Consider the following 18,442-nt stretch of genomic DNA (forward strand, 5'->3'; position numbering starts at 1 on the left):
AATTGTATCCCTAAACCCTAATGAGATCAATCGCATAACAATTTGTTAATTTCAAGTTAAAATTCGTTAGAATTTATTCCCCAATTTTGCGTCATAAATCAAACTGCTCTTATATGGGATTTAGAAGACTACTATTTACATTCATTGTTCTGTTTAGCACAATCACTTCGTTTGCGCAGGTAACTACCAGTAGCATGATTGGTAGAATCACCGGCCCTTCGAAGGAGGCGTTACCCGGGGCTACCGTTGTTGTGATCCATCAGCCTTCAGGTACCAAGTACGGAACAACTACCGATGCGGAAGGTTACTACCGTATCCCCAACATGAACGTTGGTGGTCCTTACAAAGTAACTTCTACCTTTATCGGTTACACTGAATACAATCAGGGCGATATCTTCCTCGCACTCGGTCAGCCATTCAGACTGAACATCAGCCTTGGCGAAAAAGCCCAGGATATCAAAGAAGTACAGGTAATTGGTCAAAGAAGCACTGTCTTCAATTCTAACCGTAAGGGAGCACAGACTACCCTGAACCGCACACAGGTTGAAGCCCTGCCTTCAGTAGGTAGAAACCTCACTGACTTTGTACGTTTAACGCCTCAGGCGAAACTGACCAAAGACGGTAGCGGTAACCAGACTATATCTATCGCAGGTACCAGCAACAAGTACAACGCTACTTTCGTTGATGGTGCGGTACAGAACGATGTATTCGGTCTGGCAGAAAATGGTACCAATGGTGGTCAGATCGGTATTTCTCCGTTCAGCATTGACATCATTGACCAGTTCAATATTAACGTATCTCCGTTCGACGTTAAACAGGGTGGTTTCGCAGGTGGCGCCATCAACGCTGTAACCAAAAGCGGTACTAATGAAATAGAAGGTTCTGCATATTACTTCGTACGTAACGAAAGCCTCGCTGGTAAGACTCCAACAAAAGACGAAAGCAAACGTACCAAACTGGCAGATTTCTCTTCCAAAACATACGGCGTACGTTTAGGTGGTCCGATCATCAAGAATAAACTGTTCTACTTCGTCAACGCAGAATGGCAGAAAGAAAACCGTCCGCAGCCATTCGCTTATGAAACATATGCGAATGGTCGTGCTACTCCGGCTTCAAGGGGTAAGCTGGATACACTACAAACTAAATTGCGCTCAGCAGGTTACGATCCGGGCGGATATGAGACAACTGAAAATACACTGGATGGCCGCAAGTTCTTTGCAAGAATTGACTGGAACATCAACGAAAATAACAAGTTCACTATCCGTCACCAGTATACACATGGTGAGAGCGTAAGTCCTGGTAAATCCAGCGCTTCTACTATCACCTTCTCTAATAAAGGTATCTCCTTCCCTTCTACCACCAACGCTACCACTGCTGAGCTGAAAAGCCAGTTTGGTAACAGGGCGTCTAACTCCCTGCTGTTAGGTGCTAACTTCGTAAGAGACGACCGCGGTATCACCGGCGCTCCATATACTTCCGTATTCATTTCAAGAGAATCTATCAGCTTCGGTACAGAAGAGTTTTCTGCAGCTAACCTGCTGAAACAGGACGTACTGACCCTGACTGATAACCTGGAACTGTACAGAGGTAAACACACCATCTCCCTGGGGACAAGTAACGAGTTCTATAACATGACCAACGTATTTATCGGTCAGAACTTTGGTTCTTATACTTTCGCTACCCTGGATGATTTCCTCAATGACAAATCACCAACCCAGTACAACCGTTCCTTCTCAGCTGTAGATAAAACTACCGGTGATAACACCAACGGTGCTGCTAAATTCAAAGCACTGCAACTGGGTCTGTATGCACAGGACGACTACCAGGTAAACGATCGTTTACGTTTATCACTGGGTGTTCGTGCTGACCTGCCGATGCTGCTGACTGATCCTGCTGTAAACAATGATTTCAATACCAATGTACTGCCTCAGGTAGTTGCTGCCGGTAAATGGGATATCAAAGGTGCACAGACAGGTGTTAAGCCAGACGCTAAGCTTCTGCTGTCTCCACGCTTTGCCTTTAACTGGGACGTGAAAGGTGACCAGACTACCCAGATCCGTGGTGGCGCCGGTATCTTCACCAGCCGCATCCCTTATGTTTGGTTAGGTGGTATCTATAACAACAATGGTGTTACCCTGGGTGGTATGAGACTCGCTTACGATTCTACCAAACCAACCGGCGGTACCAACAACCCGATTCCTTTTGTATCTGATCCTTATGCGCAGCCTAGCATCACTGCTGCGCCATCAGGTAAAATTGATCTGTTTGCAAAAGATTTCAAATTCCCTCAGGTATTCAGAACCAGCATCGCTGTTGATCAGAAATTGCCTTGGGGTATGGTGGGTAGCTTAGAAGCGATCTACACCAAAAACATCAACAACGTTGTTTATTACAACCTGTCTTACATCCCTGCTGGTACGAATGTAACCGGTAGCGGTAGCGACAACCGTCCGATGTGGAAAAACGTAGGTAAACCAATTCTGGGTAACTACACTGATATCATGTATGCTGATAATACCAGCAAAGGTTATTCTTACAACCTGACTGCTCAGTTACAAAAAACCTTCTATGGTGGTTTCAGCGCAATGGCCGCTTACACTTACGGTCGTTCTAAAAGCATCAACGACGGTCAGTCTTCTCAAAACTCTTCTCAGTGGAGAGTACCAAACGTGAGAGGTCGTAACGACATCGATCTGGGTACGTCTATCTTCGACCTGGGTTCAAGAATCATTGCTTCTGTAACTTACAAGAAAGAATACCTGAAACACTTCGGTACGACTGTTACCCTGTACTACACTGGTCAGTCCGGCGAAAGATTCTCTTACGGTTACAGAGATATTCCTAACACCAACATCGTTGGCGACTACAACGGTTCCAGCAGTGATAAAGGTCTGAACCTGATCTACATCCCGAGAAGTGCATCAGAGATCAACCTCGTATCCTACCAGGCTAACGGTGCAACCGTTACTCCGGAACAACAGTGGGCTGCACTGGATGCGTTCATCAATGGTGATAAATACCTGAGCAAACACAGAGGTGAATATGCACCGAAGAATGGTCTGAGAACTCCGTTCACACACATCTTTGACCTGCACATCGCACAGGATATCTACATCACCCAGAAAAATGGTAAACGTCATACATTACAGATCTCCTTCGACGTATTCAACCTGGGTAATATGATCAATAACGACTGGGGTCGCGTATACTCTACCCGTACAGGTATGAGCTACAACAACTACGGTCTGATCGACTTCGTTGGTTTTGCAGCTAACGGAACTACTCCGACGTATAATTTTAAAGCGCCTACCAAATACGACAACAAGACTGTTGCTCAGATCGATGATTTCGGTTTACAGTCTGCTCGTTGGCAGGGTCAGCTGGGCTTCCGCTATATCTTCAGATAAGCAGCGTTCAGCAAAAATATAAAAAAACGTCTCGCCTATGGCGGGACGTTTTTTTTGCTACCTGCTCACACTGAACGACTTAACAAATACCCGTCAGCGTTGACCTAAATTTAGCGGAATTGCAGGCCCACAAAGTGATACACACATTTAAAATAAGACATATATTTGTACCCGGATCCGTATCTTCAGATATGATCCGGCTATTATAAATGGTTCCCTATTACTCTATGAGAAAGATCCTGCTGAGCGCAGTACTCCTTACGTCATTGTTCGCATCCTGTAAAAAGGAAGACGCACCCGTTACTGAAGATCCTATCCCTAAGGACAGGGTGTTCTTTACCCTCGACGGCGGTAATATGAGCAACTACACCATGCTGCAACTCGATGACAAACAAAGGGTTGATTATTATATAATAGCTAATCTCGATAGAAATTACTACTTCAGACAGGACCCGATATTTGATGCAGACGGCCGTATGACCGGCATGAACACCAATACCGAAGCAGATCCCTCTGCCCTGCTGAAAACAGCCACTTTCGCGTATAACAGCAACAATAAACTGGTCATTATCAATCATATATCCCCTAGCACCTGGAACAGACTGAGTTACGACAGCCTGGTATACAACGGTGAAGGACAACTGGCTGCCATTTATCATAGTAAACCAAACAACGAAGTCACGCCTCAATTTGCCTTTTACAGCAAGGAGACAATGGTATGGGACAGCAAAAGCAACATCATTGCCAGACACATATTGCCCTTCTCCGGCGATACAGAAGGCAAGGATACCATCAGCACCGCTACCTATACTTATGACGACGCGATCAACTTCATGATCAAACCGGCAGACCTGTTCGTAATGGACCTGAACAATGGTATCACCTGGTTATCAGCTAATAATCCGCTTACGCAGGTTACAAGATACCCTGCAGGCGACTCTGTGGTGACCATCAACAATTTATACACTTACGACAGAGGCAACTACCCGGACTCAATCTTTCACACCAGAAAGGCCACTCAGGGAGGCGCCGAAGTGTATAACAATACCAGCAAATTTGCCATCAAGTATAAAATTCTCGACAAATAACTGCTCATAATACATGATTAGACTTCTACTAACTGCAGCTTTATTTATCACTTGCTTTGCTTCCTGTAAGAAGGACGACGGTCCACAGGGAGAAAGAGCTTTTTCCACCATGGAGCCTCAGAACGACCGCGGTCTGAAAACAAGTTCCTATTCCTACGACAGACGTAACAGGGTAGCGATCTTCCAGACATCAGATGTCACCGCTGAGGATTTCCATTCCGAAATGATCCGCTTTGACACCACAGGCAAGATCTCGTTTACTTATGTTTCCAGTGAATTGGGCAGCGTAGGTGCGAAGGCCAAAGAAGTGGAGTATGACACAGAAGGCAGAGTCGGAAAAGTAATACTATTCTCTTCGTATAGTGGCCTGAAAAATGGCTATGACAGTCTCGCGTATGATAATGCCAATAAGATCATAGGTATTTATCACTATGAAATTGACGGCGTGATCGCTCCTTACCTGCTGACACGTAAAGACCTGATGGTAAGAGATGCCAGAGGCAGGGTAACTGATCGCCGGGAAATACCGGTGTACAGAAATACCGAAAGCACCCGCATCACGACTATCTCCTATACCTATGATGAGAAGCCGAACTATAAAGGCGCGTCTTTTACGCACTTTATCTTCGATGCAGAAGAAAATGCCGGCTGGATGTCTGCCAACAACGCGATTACAAAAACGACACAATATCCTGATGGCTCTGTACAGACCATCACGAATGCCTATACCTACGACGCTGATAACTTTGCCACCTCCGTGAGTCAGAACGAACAACTGACAAGAGGTGGCACAATGGTTTCCAACAAGACCACTTCATACAACCTGAAGTATACATTCTTGCTGCCAAGCGATCTGTAACTTACCACAGGTCAATATCCGCTTTAACCTGTATTAATATATTAAGACAAAGGAAGGCGTCCCGTCATAAGGGACGCTTTTTTTATGCCATTAACCGTCCGTCAAAAACCATGGTATATCAACATGTTGCCAGATAAGTGCTTAATTTTTTTTCCTTATATTTATAACCATGCTGGAACAACATTACAAATGGCATTCCCCGCACCTGGGCCATGAATTTGAAATGCTGGTGTACGGAGAAGAGGGCTATCCGCTGATACTCTTCCCTACCTCCATGGGAAGGCATTATGAGCACAGAGACAGGGGTGTGATACAGTCATTGGAATGGTTTATCAACAACCAGCTGATCAAGGTGTACTGTCCGGATACGGTGGACGTACACAGCTGGTACAACATACACATTTCCCCTGCTGAAAGAGCCCTTCATCATATCAGATATGACCGTATGCTCCGCCACGAGGTACTGGAAAAAGTGACCGAAGAAACAGGCGTTCAACGCATTGCGGTAGCCGGATGTAGTTTCGGTGGTTATCACGCAGCCAACTTTGCCTTCCGGTACCCGGAAAGAGTATCCTACCTGTTCAGCCTCAGTGGTGTTTTTGATGTAAAATCCCGGCTGAACGGCCATTATGACGACAATGTGTATTATAATAACCCGGTAGATTTTATGCCGGCAAATCCGCATGAAGCCCTTTGGCGGATGGGAATTATACTGGGCGTAGCTGAAAAAGACATTACCCGTAGCCAGAATGAGACAATGTCCGGCATCCTTCATAATAAAGGCATTATGCACTGGCTGGACGTAAGGCCCAACAAGACACACGACTGGCCCACCTGGCTGGAGATGCTGCCTTACTACCTGTCCCTGATCAAATAGCCTCTACTGTTGGCGCGAATATTGATTTTCATCGGCCACTGTTGTAAACGACGGATAACCAAACAGTAAAACTCTTTACAGATGAAAAAAATAGGACTCCTTTTCGGCCAGGAAAATGGCTTTCCGCAGGCTTTTATCGATCGTGTGAATGACAAACAGATAGACGGAATCACAGCAGAAGCAATATCCATCGAGAAAGTGATACAGGGTACCCCCTCCGGCTATAGCGTCATCCTTGACCGCATCTCCCAGGACGTACCCTTCTATCGTACCTGGCTTAAACAGGCCGCACTTGATGGTACTGCGGTTATCAACAACCCTTTCTGGTGGAGTGCTGACGACAAATTTGTCAACAATGAACTGGCACACCGCACAGGTGTAAAAGTGCCTAAAACAGCACTGATCCCCTCCAGAGACCTACCCCTCAATACAAGCGATCAATCTTTCAGAAACCTGGTCTACCCTTTCGATTGGGACGCTATCTTTGATCATATCGGCTTTCCTGCCTACATGAAACCATACAATGGCGGCGGCTGGAAACATGTGTACAAAATACATGACCGTGAGGAGTTCTTTGCACAACATGCCCGTACCGGACAACTGGTTATGATGCTGCAGGAAGAAATCAAATACGAATCTTATTATCGTTGTTATTGCATAGGTGGCAGATATGTACGCGTAATACCTTACGATCCATATCAGCCGGAAAATCAGCGTTATCTGACAGAAGATTCCGGAGATACCACACTGTTGAATACCATTGCCGACCAGGTCGCACAACTGAACCAATACCTCGGCTATGATTTCAACTCCGTTGAAATTGCTATTCAGAATGGTGTGCCTTATGTCATTGATTTCTGGAATCCCGCTCCGGAAACAAATGAAAAAGTGATTGGTACCGAAAACTTCGAATGGGTGGTGGAAACAGCCGCTACCTACGCCATACAGCGTGCGCAACAGCAAACGCCTGGAACAGATAACCTGACCTGGGGCAATTTCCTGCAACATGCCATTCAGGGACAACAAACCGCTATCGTACCCGGCGCAAAGAGAGTTGCCGCTAAAAAGCCGACCGCTGTCTCTCCCGCCAAGCCGCCAAAAGATACTAAAACACTGAAGGAGCCAAAGGCGCCGAAAGTGGAAGATAAAGAAACGCCGGCCAAAAAAACTTCGGTAAAAAAGACAAAAAAGAAAGAAGACTAATTCAATTAGGAATTAGGAATTAAGAATTAGGAATTGTCGACTACAGTCCTGCATATTTTCCGGAGGACTTCCATTGTCCTTATTGCTATTCCCTTTGGATTCCTGATTCGAAATTATTCTTTAACATGATTTTCGACTGAAAAGAAAGAATAACTTTGGGGTAATTAGGAAAATTAATCCGGAATTGAAGTGTCAGCTAATTGTACTCAATTCCTAATTCGTAATTCCTAATTCCTAATTGAATCACCGCATGCTCAATAACTTCACCCTCGGTATTGAAGAGGAATACATGGTCCTGGACCCCCAGACCAGAGAACTGAGATCTCATGAACAAAAGATCGTAGAACAAGCCCACAGGGTGCTCAGAGATAAAGTAAAAGCTGAATTTCACCAGGCAGTTGTGGAAGTAGGCACAGAGGTATGCGCCAATATAGATGAAGCCTGCGAAGATGTATCAATGCTGCGCAGGACAATTGCCAGCATAGCAGGCGACCTGGGATACAGCATCGGCGCTTCCGGTACACATCCTTTCTCCAAATGGCAACTCCAGCATATTACAGACAATCCCCGTTACTTTGAGATCGTCAATGAAATGCAGGATGCCGCCCGCTCCAACCTCATCTTCGGATTACATGTACATGTAGGCATGGAAAACAGGGAAATGGCCCTCCATATCGCCAACTCCGTACGTTATTTCCTGCCCCATGTGTTTGCACTCAGTACCAACTCTCCTTTCTGGGAAGGTCGCAACACCGGCTTCAAATCTTATCGGACCAAGGTATTTGATAAATTCCCCCGTACCGGTATTCCCGATTACTTCGCCAGTATCGAAGAATATGACCGGTATATACAGTTGCTCGTAAAAACCAACTGTATCGACAACGCCAAGAAAGTATGGTGGGACCTGCGGGTACACCCCTTCTTCAATACAGTGGAATTCCGCATCTGCGACGTACCGCTCACCGTAGTGGAAACCTGTACCCTGGCAGCACTGTTCCAGGCTGTTTGCGCAAAGATTTATAAACTGCGTATGCAGAACCTCAACTTCATCATCTATAACCGTGCACTGGTTAATGAGAACAAATGGCGGGCATCCCGCTACGGTATTGACGGTAACCTGATCGACTTCGGTAAAGAAATGGAAGTCAATGCCAGAGCGCTGATTCATGAACTGCTCGACTTCGTGGACGATGTAGTAGATGAACTGGGCAGCCGTCACTATATACAGCGCACCCTCGACATTCTCGAAAACGGTACCGGCGCCGATCAGCAGTTAAAAGTATACACAGATACCAAAGATCTGGTATCTGTTACCGACTTCATCACTAATAGCTTTCTGAAAGACTGCTAAACGTGTACCTTTGCAGTATGATACCGACAAAGCAGCACTGGAAAATTGCCATCCTGGACATGTACGAGCAGGTGCCTAATGAAGGTATGCGCTGTATACGGGAGATATTGACCAGCTATGCAGAAAAGCATGCGCTGGACATGGTATTCCATGAATATGAAGTGCGGATAGCGCAACAGGTACCCGATCTCTCTTATGATATCTACATTTCTACTGGTGGTCCGGGCAGCCCCCTGGATAGCGAAGGCAGCGAGTGGGAAGCCCGCTACTTCCGCCTGATGGAAGAGATCAGACAATGGAATAAAACAAAGGACGATAAGAAACAGCTATTATTGATCTGCCATAGCTTTCAGCTGATGTGCCGTTATCTGAAATTAGGGAACGTATGCCGTCGCAGATCGCCTGCTTTCGGCGTATTTCCTGTACATAAAACATCTGCCGGCGAAGAAGAACTGGTATTCAACGAACTACCCGATCCTTACTTCATCGTAGATAGCCGCAACTGGCAGGTCATAGAACTCGATCAGGAGAAAATGGCCACTACCGGCGCTACCGTCCTGGCACTGGAAAAGGAAAGGCCGCATGTACCGCTGGAAAGAGCGACAATGGCCATCCGTTTCAGCGATTATTGCATCGGTACACAGTTCCATCCGGAAGCAGATGCCACCGGTATGCGGATGTACCTTCTCCAACAGGAAAAAAAGAACCAGGTCATCACCAACTATGGTGCTGAAAAATATTACAGTATGCTGGAACACCTTTCCGATCCGGATAAGATCATGCTCACCCATGACGAATTCATTCCTGCATTCCTGGACAACGCTATTTTTAAACAGTCCGTTTCCGGCAAAATTGAAGCGTAAGACCGTGCAGCGTACCGGCCTATGGACTTTAACTCACCACCATGATCCCTTCAATACGTACAGCATATAACCATCAGTTCACACACCGGCAATACCAGGATTTCCTCGAAGGCATTGCCGCAGAAGCAGGAGAAGCGCCTGTCTTTAAAGTAGCGGAAACCCCTGTGTTTATTCCCGCACAACTGACAGCTCAACTCAGAAAGGCCTGTGATGAAATCATTGCGGTGATCCTGCGTCCCGATTTTAAGGAATTGACACGGAACGCGATTCCCCACCAACTGAAAGTACCGCATGAAAACGATCACCCTCACTTCATGGTGATCGACTTTGCAGTGTGTCGCGATGAAGCTGGTGAACTGACGCCAAGACTGATCGAATTACAGGGCTTCCCATCGCTGTACGCATTCCAGGAATTAATGGCCAGACAGTTCAGAACGCACTTTAATATTCCTGATACGGTGAATAACTTCTTCGGCGGACTAAATGCAGACAGTTATTTTCAGTTATTGAAAGATGTCATCGTGGGAGAATACCTGCCGGAAGAAGTAGTGCTGCTGGAAGTAAAGCCACACGAACAGAAGACAAGAATCGATTTTTATTATACAGAAAAGATGTTAGGTATTCAGCCTGTCTGCGTAACAGAGCTGATACAGGAGGGTAAGAAACTGTACTATGAAAAAGACGGCAGAAAAATTCAGATCAAAAGGATCTATAACCGCGTCATCTTTGATGACCTGCATCGTCAGCATGATAAACTAGGCAAACACGTCAGCCTGTTCCAGGACCTTGATGTAGAATGGATCACACATCCCAACTGGTTCTATCGCATCAGCAAATACATATTGCCTTTCATACACAGCGAATATGCACCCAAAAGCTGGTTCCTGGATGAATTGCCAGTAATCCCTTCGGATCTTGAAAACTATGTATTAAAACCGCTCTTTTCCTTTGCCGGGCAAGGTGTGCTCATAGACGTCACACAGGCGGATATTGACAAAATCACCGACCCCGGTAACTGGATCCTTCAACATAAAGTGCAATATGCTCCTGCCATAGAAACACCGGAAGGTCCTGCCTATTGCGAAATACGTATGATGTACATCTGGCCGGATGGTAGTCCGGTACCAATTCTCGCACACAACCTCGCCAGGATCAGTAAGAGTAAAATGATCGGCGTATCACAGGGCAAACCGCAGAACTGGACCGGTGGTAGTTGTGCTTTTTTTGAAGATGCTTTATAAGCGCTGCTTATCCTTTTGCAACTGTGTCTTTAATTGTTCATAACTGATATCCTGTATGGCTTTTTTATTGTCAATGGCCTGGATGGCGGCAGTAGCAGCGCTTTGTCCGAGAATCATGAACACAGGTTCCATCCGTACAGAGCCATAAGCAATGTGTGTACAGGAAAGACATACCGGCGCCAATAGATTAGTACATTCCTCCTTTTTCGGTACAATGGAACCATAGCTGATACGGTAAGGAACAGGTATTTCTACACCAATATCGCCTTCATTCTGTACAGTACCATCTTCTTTTACATAACGCTGCGCATTGTGCGAATCAAGCGTATAAGAACCCATACCGATCGCGTTGGATACTTTGTTCCTGCCTAACACTTCATTTTCCGTCATCGTCTCCAGCCCTTTCATACGTCTGGCTTCGCGGATATACAGTTGATGAGGCCAGTTACCATTATCTTTGAATTCGTCACGGGAAAGGCCCCATTTCGCCATACGTAGGCGGATGCTATCCGGTACACGCGGATCTGTCGCAATAAAATATAATAATCCCTGCTGATAAACTTTATGCGCTGCTATAATCTCCTTTCTTCTCTCATAAGAAGCATCCGGATAATCATAGTTCATACCAATGTAATCCATACTAAATGGACCATGGTTATTGACATCCGTCTTATGATTGGGAATGGGATCAAATTTGTTGAAGACTTCATTCCAGCCCGTTTCAAATACGCGCAGCAACAATGCATACTGTGTAGCATCGTAGTCTGCAGGACGCGTGAATGGAATACGGTTCGCCGGTAAATCAGTCAGACATAAACGAAAGCAATACGCCTGTATCCTCTTATCGCCACTCCCCTTTTCACCAGGCGCCTGGTCAGAAATCAGTGGTAGTAATCCACTATTACGGTCCCCGGGTATCTTATATGCGCTAACTGGTTTCTTAAAATGATGTCCATGCTGAAAGACGTCTGTCTGCACACCTGCCCAGGTTTCATTGAATTCATTACGCGCTTCACGGCCCACACTATAAGAGATGCCGGCAACCGCCATCAGATCACCTTCATAGGTTGCATCTATGAACATTTTTCCTTTAAAAGTTTTACCGCTGAGTGTTGTAATAGCGGTAATCTGCTGTCCTTTTTTCGTGACACCAGCTTTCCTGTCCAGCCATTCATTGCGGTAGATCTTAATCTTATATTCCTTTACAAAGTCTTCAAATACCTTTTCTGCCGCATGAGGTTCAAAGATCCACATCGTGCGGTCTGTACCATCAATAGCGGGTGTTCCCTGGCCTTTGTTTCCATAAGCGGATTGTTCCTGCCAGTTCCAGGAAGCGGGCTGCTGATAATGCATATAAATGCGATGATAAAACTCACGGGCAAGTCCGCCGATGACCTCTTTATTCCCGGTATCAGTGAAACCAAGGCCGCCGGCTGATAGTCCGCCGAGATGTTGGTCGGGCGATACCACTACCACAGATCTGTGCATTCTGCAGGCTTGTACGGCGGCCGTAATAGCAGCAGATGTACCGCCATAGATGACGATATCGGTTTCGGTGGTTGTCTGGGCGATGGTGTCAGCGAAAGTCAATAGGGAGCAGAAACAAATGAGCCATATATGCTTCATAACAGTGGATTTAACGGGTTAGCGGGGATCTGGGTGAGCATCAGTTGGCGATGCGTGTAAAGGTGGATAGCTGTAAAAAAGCCTTCCGGACACTGACCCGCTGTTGGCGGAGTACAAGCCGGAAGGCATTTATGAATGATATGCGACTGATCAGTTTATTTACCGAACTGGTCCTGCCAGGCCAGCATACCGCCGGTCAGGTTCTTTACATTCTGGAAACCCATTGTTTCCAGGATCATTGCTGCCTGTCCGCTACGACCACCGCTACGGCAGTAAACAATTACTTCCTGGTCTTTCAGATCTTCCAGTTCATCTACCTGCATTGCACGGATCTCGCCTAATGGCACCAGCTTACCGCCGATATTGAAATCCTCATGTTCATGCGGTTCCCTTACATCTACAAGGTTCAGGGTTTCGCCGCTGTCAATGCGCTGTTTCACGTCTGCTGCGCTTATATTTTCCATGGCTGTAAATTTTTATGTTTTTGATTTATACAGCAATATTAAGGTATTGTGTGCTTATTAATGCTGTTCGTCTGCCGGAGCAGGCGGTGCTACACCACTATCCTTTTCAGGACGGGTGTTGGACAACCAGATATCGATGCTCTCACCTGCACGGATCATATTTGTTTCGTTCAGGGGGTTTTTGCGCAGCGGGATCTGTTTTACCACGAAGGCATTCGCAGTATCGGTCACAGAAGGATCTATGATGACTGTACCCAGGCCCAGGTTGCTGGCGCTCAGTGTCTCTTTTGCTTCCAGGTAAGTCATACCGGTCAGGTCCGGAACAGGGTTTTCAGTGTTACCAGTACCGCTGCTCAGTACGAGGGTGATATTGCTACCTTCAGGAATATCTCTGCCAGGCTTAACGGTTTTGCCGTTGAGCAGCTGCTGTAATACAGTATTGGTAGCGAAGTCAGGTTTGTAGATGGTATCACCAACGTTGAGTCTGAGACTATGCAGGGTCATTTCAGCACTGCGGAAGGTCAGACCGGTCAGATCAGGCATCTGTACCATTGGCGGTATTACTTTGTTAACGGTCAGGTAGATGGTACGACCAACTTTTACAACAGATCCTCTGGCAGGTGTCTGTTCCCATACGGCCAGGCCCGGAAGACTGTCAACATAGATTGAATCTCTCACGTCCACGCTGAATCCTTCTTTTTCAAGGATCATAGTGGCTTCCTGTATATTTTTCTTATAAACGTCAGGTACGGTAAGGGTATCCCCGTGTTTTGTAATAATTCCCAGTAATGAAAAGAAAAGCAACCCCAGAACGGCAAAGATCCCTATGATAACCAGCAGATTAAAGCCGAAGGAGCGTTTAGTTATTGAATTGAACACAGATTATATTTTAACGTTAAAATGAACTCAGGTGTTGTTATTTCCTCAGGCATTCTTCAATTAATGTGCCGTAAAACTCCTGCAGGGTTTTACCAGCGGCTCTTACCTGCTGAGGAACGATGCTGTTTTCAGACTGTCCCGGCATCGTATTCACTTCCAGGAAGAACAAACGGTTGCTGGCTTCTTCCCAGATGAAGTCCATTCTCACAATACCACGGCAGTTCAGTTTATTATACAGCTTTTTAGCAGTCTCCTGAATCTGGTTCACTATTTCATTTGGCGCTTCCGCAGGCGTTACCTCTCTGGATACACCCGGGGTATATTTCGCTTCGTAATCGAAGAATTCTTTGCTGCTGATGATTTCGGTTACAGGCAGTACGGTAAATGCACCATTTGATCTGTAGAGACCACAGGTGATCTCTCTGCCTTTCACAAACTCTTCTATAAGGATCTGTACATCTTCATTAAAGGCTTTTTCAATAGCCGGCGCCAGTTCTTCTGCCGTGTTCACTTTGGACATCCCGATGCTGCTGCCACCTTCTGCCGGTTTCACAAACACGGGCAGTTTCAGTTCCTGGAGGATAGCCTGGATATCAAAAGGCTGATCTTTGAAAATATGTACTGATTTTGAAACATTTACAACACCAAGAGAAGCGACTACCTTGTTACAGTAGCTCTTGTTGAATGTCAGGGCCGACGTAACCATTCCACAGCTGGTGAATGGAATGCCAAGCATTTCAAAATATCCCTGCAGACGGCCATCTTCACCCGGCGTACCATGTATACCGATGAAAACAGCGTCGAATATCACCTTATTCCCATTGATAGTCAATGTAAAATCGTTCCTGTCTACTGCGATCAGCTGACCATCGGAACCTGTGTAGTTCCATCCATCGCGGGTAACAGAGATCTTATAGACATTATACTTGCTGCTGTCAAGATGTTTCTCTATTACGGCTGCACTTTGAACTGAAATTACATATTCACCGGAGTATCCACCGGCTACCAGGGCGATGTTCTTTTTCATATATAATTTAATAATAAGCGGATAAAGTTAATAGAAAAATGGTGGATGTGAACTTTTTTTAGGTTAAAAGAAAAGGGAAGAAAGTTTTGATCCTTTCTTCCCTTCAGGTTCCGGCATGCGTTCCGATGATTATCGATGACCAGTTACCGGTTAGTTCCTTAAGCTTCCTGTATGATAATATTACATATGTAATTTTTCTTTCTTAGCCAGCAGATCATCTACTGTTTCCTGGTACATTTCGTCAGGAACACAGCAATCTACCGGACAAACAGCCGCACACTGAGGCTCTTCATGGAAGCCCTGGCATTCTGTACATTTGTTTGGAACGATGTAATAACTGTCTACAGCAATTGGCGCATTACGCTGGTCAGCATCGATAGTAGAGCCGTCCATCATCACGAAACCGCCTTTAATAGAGGTACCATCAGCCATCGCCCATTCAACACCACCCTCATAAATAGCGTTATTAGGACATTCAGGTTCACAAGCACCACAATTAATACATTCGTCTGTTATCTTGATTGCCATAGTATAAACTTTTTGTTTAAGTAGTAAGCCATTAATTTTGCAGACAAAAATAGAATATCTAGGTTTAAAAAGTTAATTATTTATATAGAGATTCATGAGCAGTATAGAAAAAGTAGCAGCCCTTGTACGTTTGGGTCAGTACCTGTCAGGCGACGATCCTGCGTTACAGGCTGTGAAAGACAGGGCATTTCAGGCTAACGGATGGTTTACCCACGAATTCATAGACCTATCCCTGCAAAATATTTGCCGCTATTATCTGGACGAAACCCGGCTTAACAGCTGGCTCGCGGGTTATCCTGCTCCGGCGGTCAATCCCCGTTCAGTCGGTATCGTAGCAGCCGGTAATATTCCGCTGGTAGGTTTCCATGACTGGTTATGCGGCTTCCTGAGCGGCCATCAGGTACGCCTGAAACTGTCTACCAAAGATGTTGTGCTGATGCAGCATGTCATTGATAAGATCAGCGAATGGTATCCGCAATATGCAAAGCAGACACTTGTACAGGAAATGCTGAAGAATTGTGATGCCTATATTGCGACAGGTAGCAACAACTCCGCACGGTACTTTGAATATTACTTTGCACAATATCCGCATATCATCCGTCGCAACCGTACCTCCGTGGCAATCCTGGACGGAACGGAAACAGCAGAGGAACTGGAAGCACTGGCAGATGATGTCATGCTGTATTTCGGACTGGGATGCAGAAACGTAACAAAGATCTTCGTACCGGATGAATATAATTTCGAAGCCCTGATCAAAGGACTGCGGAAGTATACCTATCTCGCAGATCATCATAAGTACAAGAATAACTACGATTATAACCTTGCCCTGATCCTGCTGAACAGCGGACTATACATGGCAAACGACAATATCATTTTACAGGAATCTGCTTCCCTTTTCTCTCCGCTCAGCGTACTACATTACAGCCATTATGCAGATAAAAAAGTGCTGACCGAAGAACTGAAAGCCAATAATGACCTGCAATGTATCGTAGGACATGGCTTTACTCCTTTCGGTACCGCACAACAACCCAGCCTTTCCGATTTCGCGGATGGAGTGGACACCATGCAGTTCCTGACAAGTTTATAAGTGTATTTCTTTCCTCTTATTGATACGGGCAGCTCCTGACAGGCAAGCTGCCCGTAGTCATTTAGCCCATCCAGCCACCAGCAACTGTAATAATGACGGTTTTTGTTATTTAAACAGACACAATCTTGTCATGTTAAGCAACAATTTGTCAGTCCCGGCGTTAAGATCATATTAACTATTCATATAAAAATGTGTTAAAGTAAAAGAAGTATCTTACTTACAGTGTTACGTCCCCTTAAATTTGTGTCAGAAGGCATGTAAATTGTTATTCATTCCTTATACAACATTCAAAATTTAAACAACGAAACATATGAAATTCCGGCAAATTGCGGCAACTGTTCTTATCAGCGCGGCCACTGCTGTTGCCAGCATCTATGCGTACAACAGGTTCCAACCCCGGCAGACAGGCCCATACCAAAATGGATCCCAGGATATCCCTGTCAATTACGCCCGTTACATGCCAGGGGCTGAAGTGAAAAATGCCACACCTCCAACTGATTTCAGCCAGGCAGCAAAAGTTGCTGTTCCCGGTGTAGTGCACATTAAGACGAAAATTAATCCAAGGCAGGTTAGCAATAACCTCCAGCGAAGAAGAAGCGTTTTACAGGACCTTTTCGGAGATGATTTCTTCGGAGATGAATTCCAGGGTGAAGGTGGCGGCCGTAAATATTACGTCCCAGGTCAGATGGCCTCCGGTTCCGGCGTACTGATCTCTGATGACGGTTATATTATCACTAACAACCACGTGGTAGACGACGCTGATGAAATAGCAGTGACGCTGAATGACTATAAGACTTATAAGGCAAAAGTCATTGGTACTGACCCGAACACCGACCTGGCGGTCATCAAGATAGACGCGAAGAACCTCCCTTATCTGCTGTATGGTAACTCTGATGATATAGAGATCGGACAGTGGGTACTGGCAGTAGGTTATCCGTTAAATCTGGAAACAACAGTGACCGCAGGTATCGTGAGTGCAAAAGCACGTACCATCGGTATCAACAAACAGGTAAGAAGAAATGCGATTGAATCCTTCATCCAGACAGATGCGGCGGTGAACCAGGGAAATAGTGGTGGTGCATTGATCAACACTTCCGGTGAACTGATTGGTATCAACTCTGCGATTGCTTCTCCAACCGGCGCCTACGCAGGTTACTCCTACGCTATTCCGGTGAACCTGGTGAAGAAAGTTGTGAATGACCTGATGAAGTATGGTAACGTACAACGTGCGTATCTGGGCATCTACTACCAGGATCCAAATAGTATCCCTGAAGAAAGATGGGAAGAAGCTGGTATCAGAAGAGACATCAACGGAGTAGCTGTTACAGGTGTGGTTGAATCCGGATCTGCAGCTGCTGCCGGTATCCAGAAAGGTGATATCATCACAGGTATCAATGGCGTATCTACTCCTTCCATCCCACAGATGACCGAGCAGATCGCACGTTATAAACCCGGTGATAAGATCAGCATCAGCTACCTGCGTGAAGGCAAACAGTTTACCCAATCTACAGTATTGAAAAATGCAGACGGTAATACAGAAATTGTGAAGAGCAGCGTACTGGATGCACTGGGTGCAGATCTCATTACACTGAATAAAGCGGATGCAGCGAAAGTAGGCGTACGTGGTGGTGTATATGTAGATAACATCAGTAGCGGTATTCTCAAGAAACAGACGAATATGAAGCGTTCGTTCATCATATTGAAAGCCGGCGGACAGCCAGTGAATTCAATTGAAGATCTGAAGAAGATACTCGATAAAGAGAAGAAAGTCCAGATGGAAGGTGTATACCCGGAACTGAATGGCGTATACTATTACAACATCGATCTGGCCAACGGACAGGAGTTCTAAGATTTCATATAGGTTTATAGGTTAAGGATGGAGAGTCCCGGGGTAATGACCGGGACTTTCTTTTTTGTATAGAAACACAAAAAGACGCCACTA

Annotated in this window: 15 protein-coding genes; 10 read left to right on the top strand and 5 right to left on the bottom strand. The window is 45.6% G+C overall.

Annotated elements, in window-relative coordinates; all coding sequences use genetic code 11:
* The first annotated feature begins 194 nt into the window (after positions 1–194).
* From CPIN_RS29355 to CPIN_RS29390, 8 genes are all read left to right on the top strand, one after another.
* Entirely contained in the window at positions 195–3,407 is a 3,213-nt protein-coding gene (locus tag CPIN_RS29355; protein ID WP_052306902.1) for a TonB-dependent receptor, read from the top strand.
* A 227-nt stretch (positions 3,408–3,634) separates the two neighbouring features.
* Positions 3,635–4,495 (top strand): hypothetical protein, encoded by an 861-nt coding sequence (locus CPIN_RS29360; protein ID WP_044219976.1) that lies wholly within the window; start codon positions 3,635–3,637, stop codon positions 4,493–4,495.
* Positions 4,496–4,508: 13 nt separating this feature from the next.
* The gene (locus tag CPIN_RS29365; protein WP_012793521.1) at positions 4,509–5,354 is read left to right on the top strand and encodes a hypothetical protein; all 846 of its coding nucleotides are present in this window, start codon (positions 4,509–4,511) and stop codon (positions 5,352–5,354) included.
* Between the two features lie 169 nt (positions 5,355–5,523).
* Positions 5,524–6,231: an alpha/beta fold hydrolase gene (locus tag CPIN_RS29370; RefSeq protein WP_012793522.1), complete on the top strand. Its 708-nt coding sequence runs from the start codon at positions 5,524–5,526 to the stop codon at positions 6,229–6,231.
* 81 nt (positions 6,232–6,312) lie between these two features.
* Positions 6,313–7,434 carry an ATP-grasp domain-containing protein gene (locus CPIN_RS29375; RefSeq protein ID WP_012793523.1) on the top strand — a complete coding sequence of 374 codons (1,122 nt, stop codon included), beginning with the start codon at positions 6,313–6,315 and terminating at the stop codon, positions 7,432–7,434.
* Positions 7,435–7,684: 250 nt separating this feature from the next.
* Positions 7,685–8,785: a carboxylate-amine ligase gene (locus CPIN_RS29380; RefSeq protein WP_012793524.1), complete on the top strand. Its 1,101-nt coding sequence runs from the start codon at positions 7,685–7,687 to the stop codon at positions 8,783–8,785.
* Between the two features lie 17 nt (positions 8,786–8,802).
* Complete coding sequence (locus CPIN_RS29385) at positions 8,803–9,648, top strand: type 1 glutamine amidotransferase (RefSeq protein ID WP_012793525.1); 846 nt, start codon at positions 8,803–8,805, stop codon at positions 9,646–9,648.
* 41 nt (positions 9,649–9,689) lie between these two features.
* Complete coding sequence (locus CPIN_RS29390) at positions 9,690–10,889, top strand: hypothetical protein (RefSeq protein ID WP_012793526.1); 1,200 nt, start codon at positions 9,690–9,692, stop codon at positions 10,887–10,889.
* Here CPIN_RS29390 and CPIN_RS29395 read toward each other — a convergent pair.
* The 5 genes from CPIN_RS29395 to CPIN_RS29415 all read right to left on the bottom strand — a co-directional run bounded on the left by CPIN_RS29395 (position 10,884) and on the right by CPIN_RS29415 (position 15,413).
* Positions 10,884–12,515, bottom strand: coding sequence for an FAD-dependent oxidoreductase (locus CPIN_RS29395; protein WP_012793527.1), 1,632 nt, complete (start codon positions 12,513–12,515; stop codon positions 10,884–10,886). The two genes, CPIN_RS29390 and CPIN_RS29395, sit on opposite strands and share 6 nt — an antisense overlap.
* Positions 12,516–12,670: 155 nt before the next feature.
* On the bottom strand, positions 12,671–12,979 hold the full coding sequence (locus tag CPIN_RS29400; RefSeq protein ID WP_012793528.1) for a rhodanese-like domain-containing protein: 309 nt from the start codon (positions 12,977–12,979) through the stop codon (positions 12,671–12,673).
* Between the two features lie 57 nt (positions 12,980–13,036).
* Complete coding sequence (locus tag CPIN_RS29405; RefSeq protein WP_012793529.1) at positions 13,037–13,858, bottom strand: PASTA domain-containing protein; 822 nt, start codon at positions 13,856–13,858, stop codon at positions 13,037–13,039.
* Positions 13,859–13,895: 37 nt separating this feature from the next.
* A complete protein-coding gene (locus tag CPIN_RS29410; protein ID WP_012793530.1) occupies positions 13,896–14,885 on the bottom strand; it encodes a D-alanine--D-alanine ligase in 990 nt (329 codons plus the stop codon).
* 180 nt (positions 14,886–15,065) lie between these two features.
* Positions 15,066–15,413 carry a 4Fe-4S dicluster domain-containing protein gene (locus CPIN_RS29415; protein WP_012793531.1) on the bottom strand — a complete coding sequence of 116 codons (348 nt, stop codon included), beginning with the start codon at positions 15,411–15,413 and terminating at the stop codon, positions 15,066–15,068.
* A gap of 94 nt (positions 15,414–15,507) precedes the next feature.
* Between CPIN_RS29415 and CPIN_RS29420 the strand changes: the two genes are divergently transcribed.
* Positions 15,508–16,500, top strand: a complete 993-nt coding sequence (locus CPIN_RS29420; RefSeq protein WP_012793532.1) for an acyl-CoA reductase — start codon at positions 15,508–15,510, stop codon at positions 16,498–16,500.
* Between the two features lie 310 nt (positions 16,501–16,810).
* Positions 16,811–18,349 (top strand): trypsin-like peptidase domain-containing protein, encoded by a 1,539-nt coding sequence (locus tag CPIN_RS29425; protein ID WP_012793533.1) that lies wholly within the window; start codon positions 16,811–16,813, stop codon positions 18,347–18,349.
* Positions 18,350–18,442 lie beyond the last annotated feature (93 nt).

This window comes from Chitinophaga pinensis DSM 2588 (assembly GCF_000024005.1).
GTDB lineage: Bacteria > Bacteroidota > Bacteroidia > Chitinophagales > Chitinophagaceae > Chitinophaga > Chitinophaga pinensis.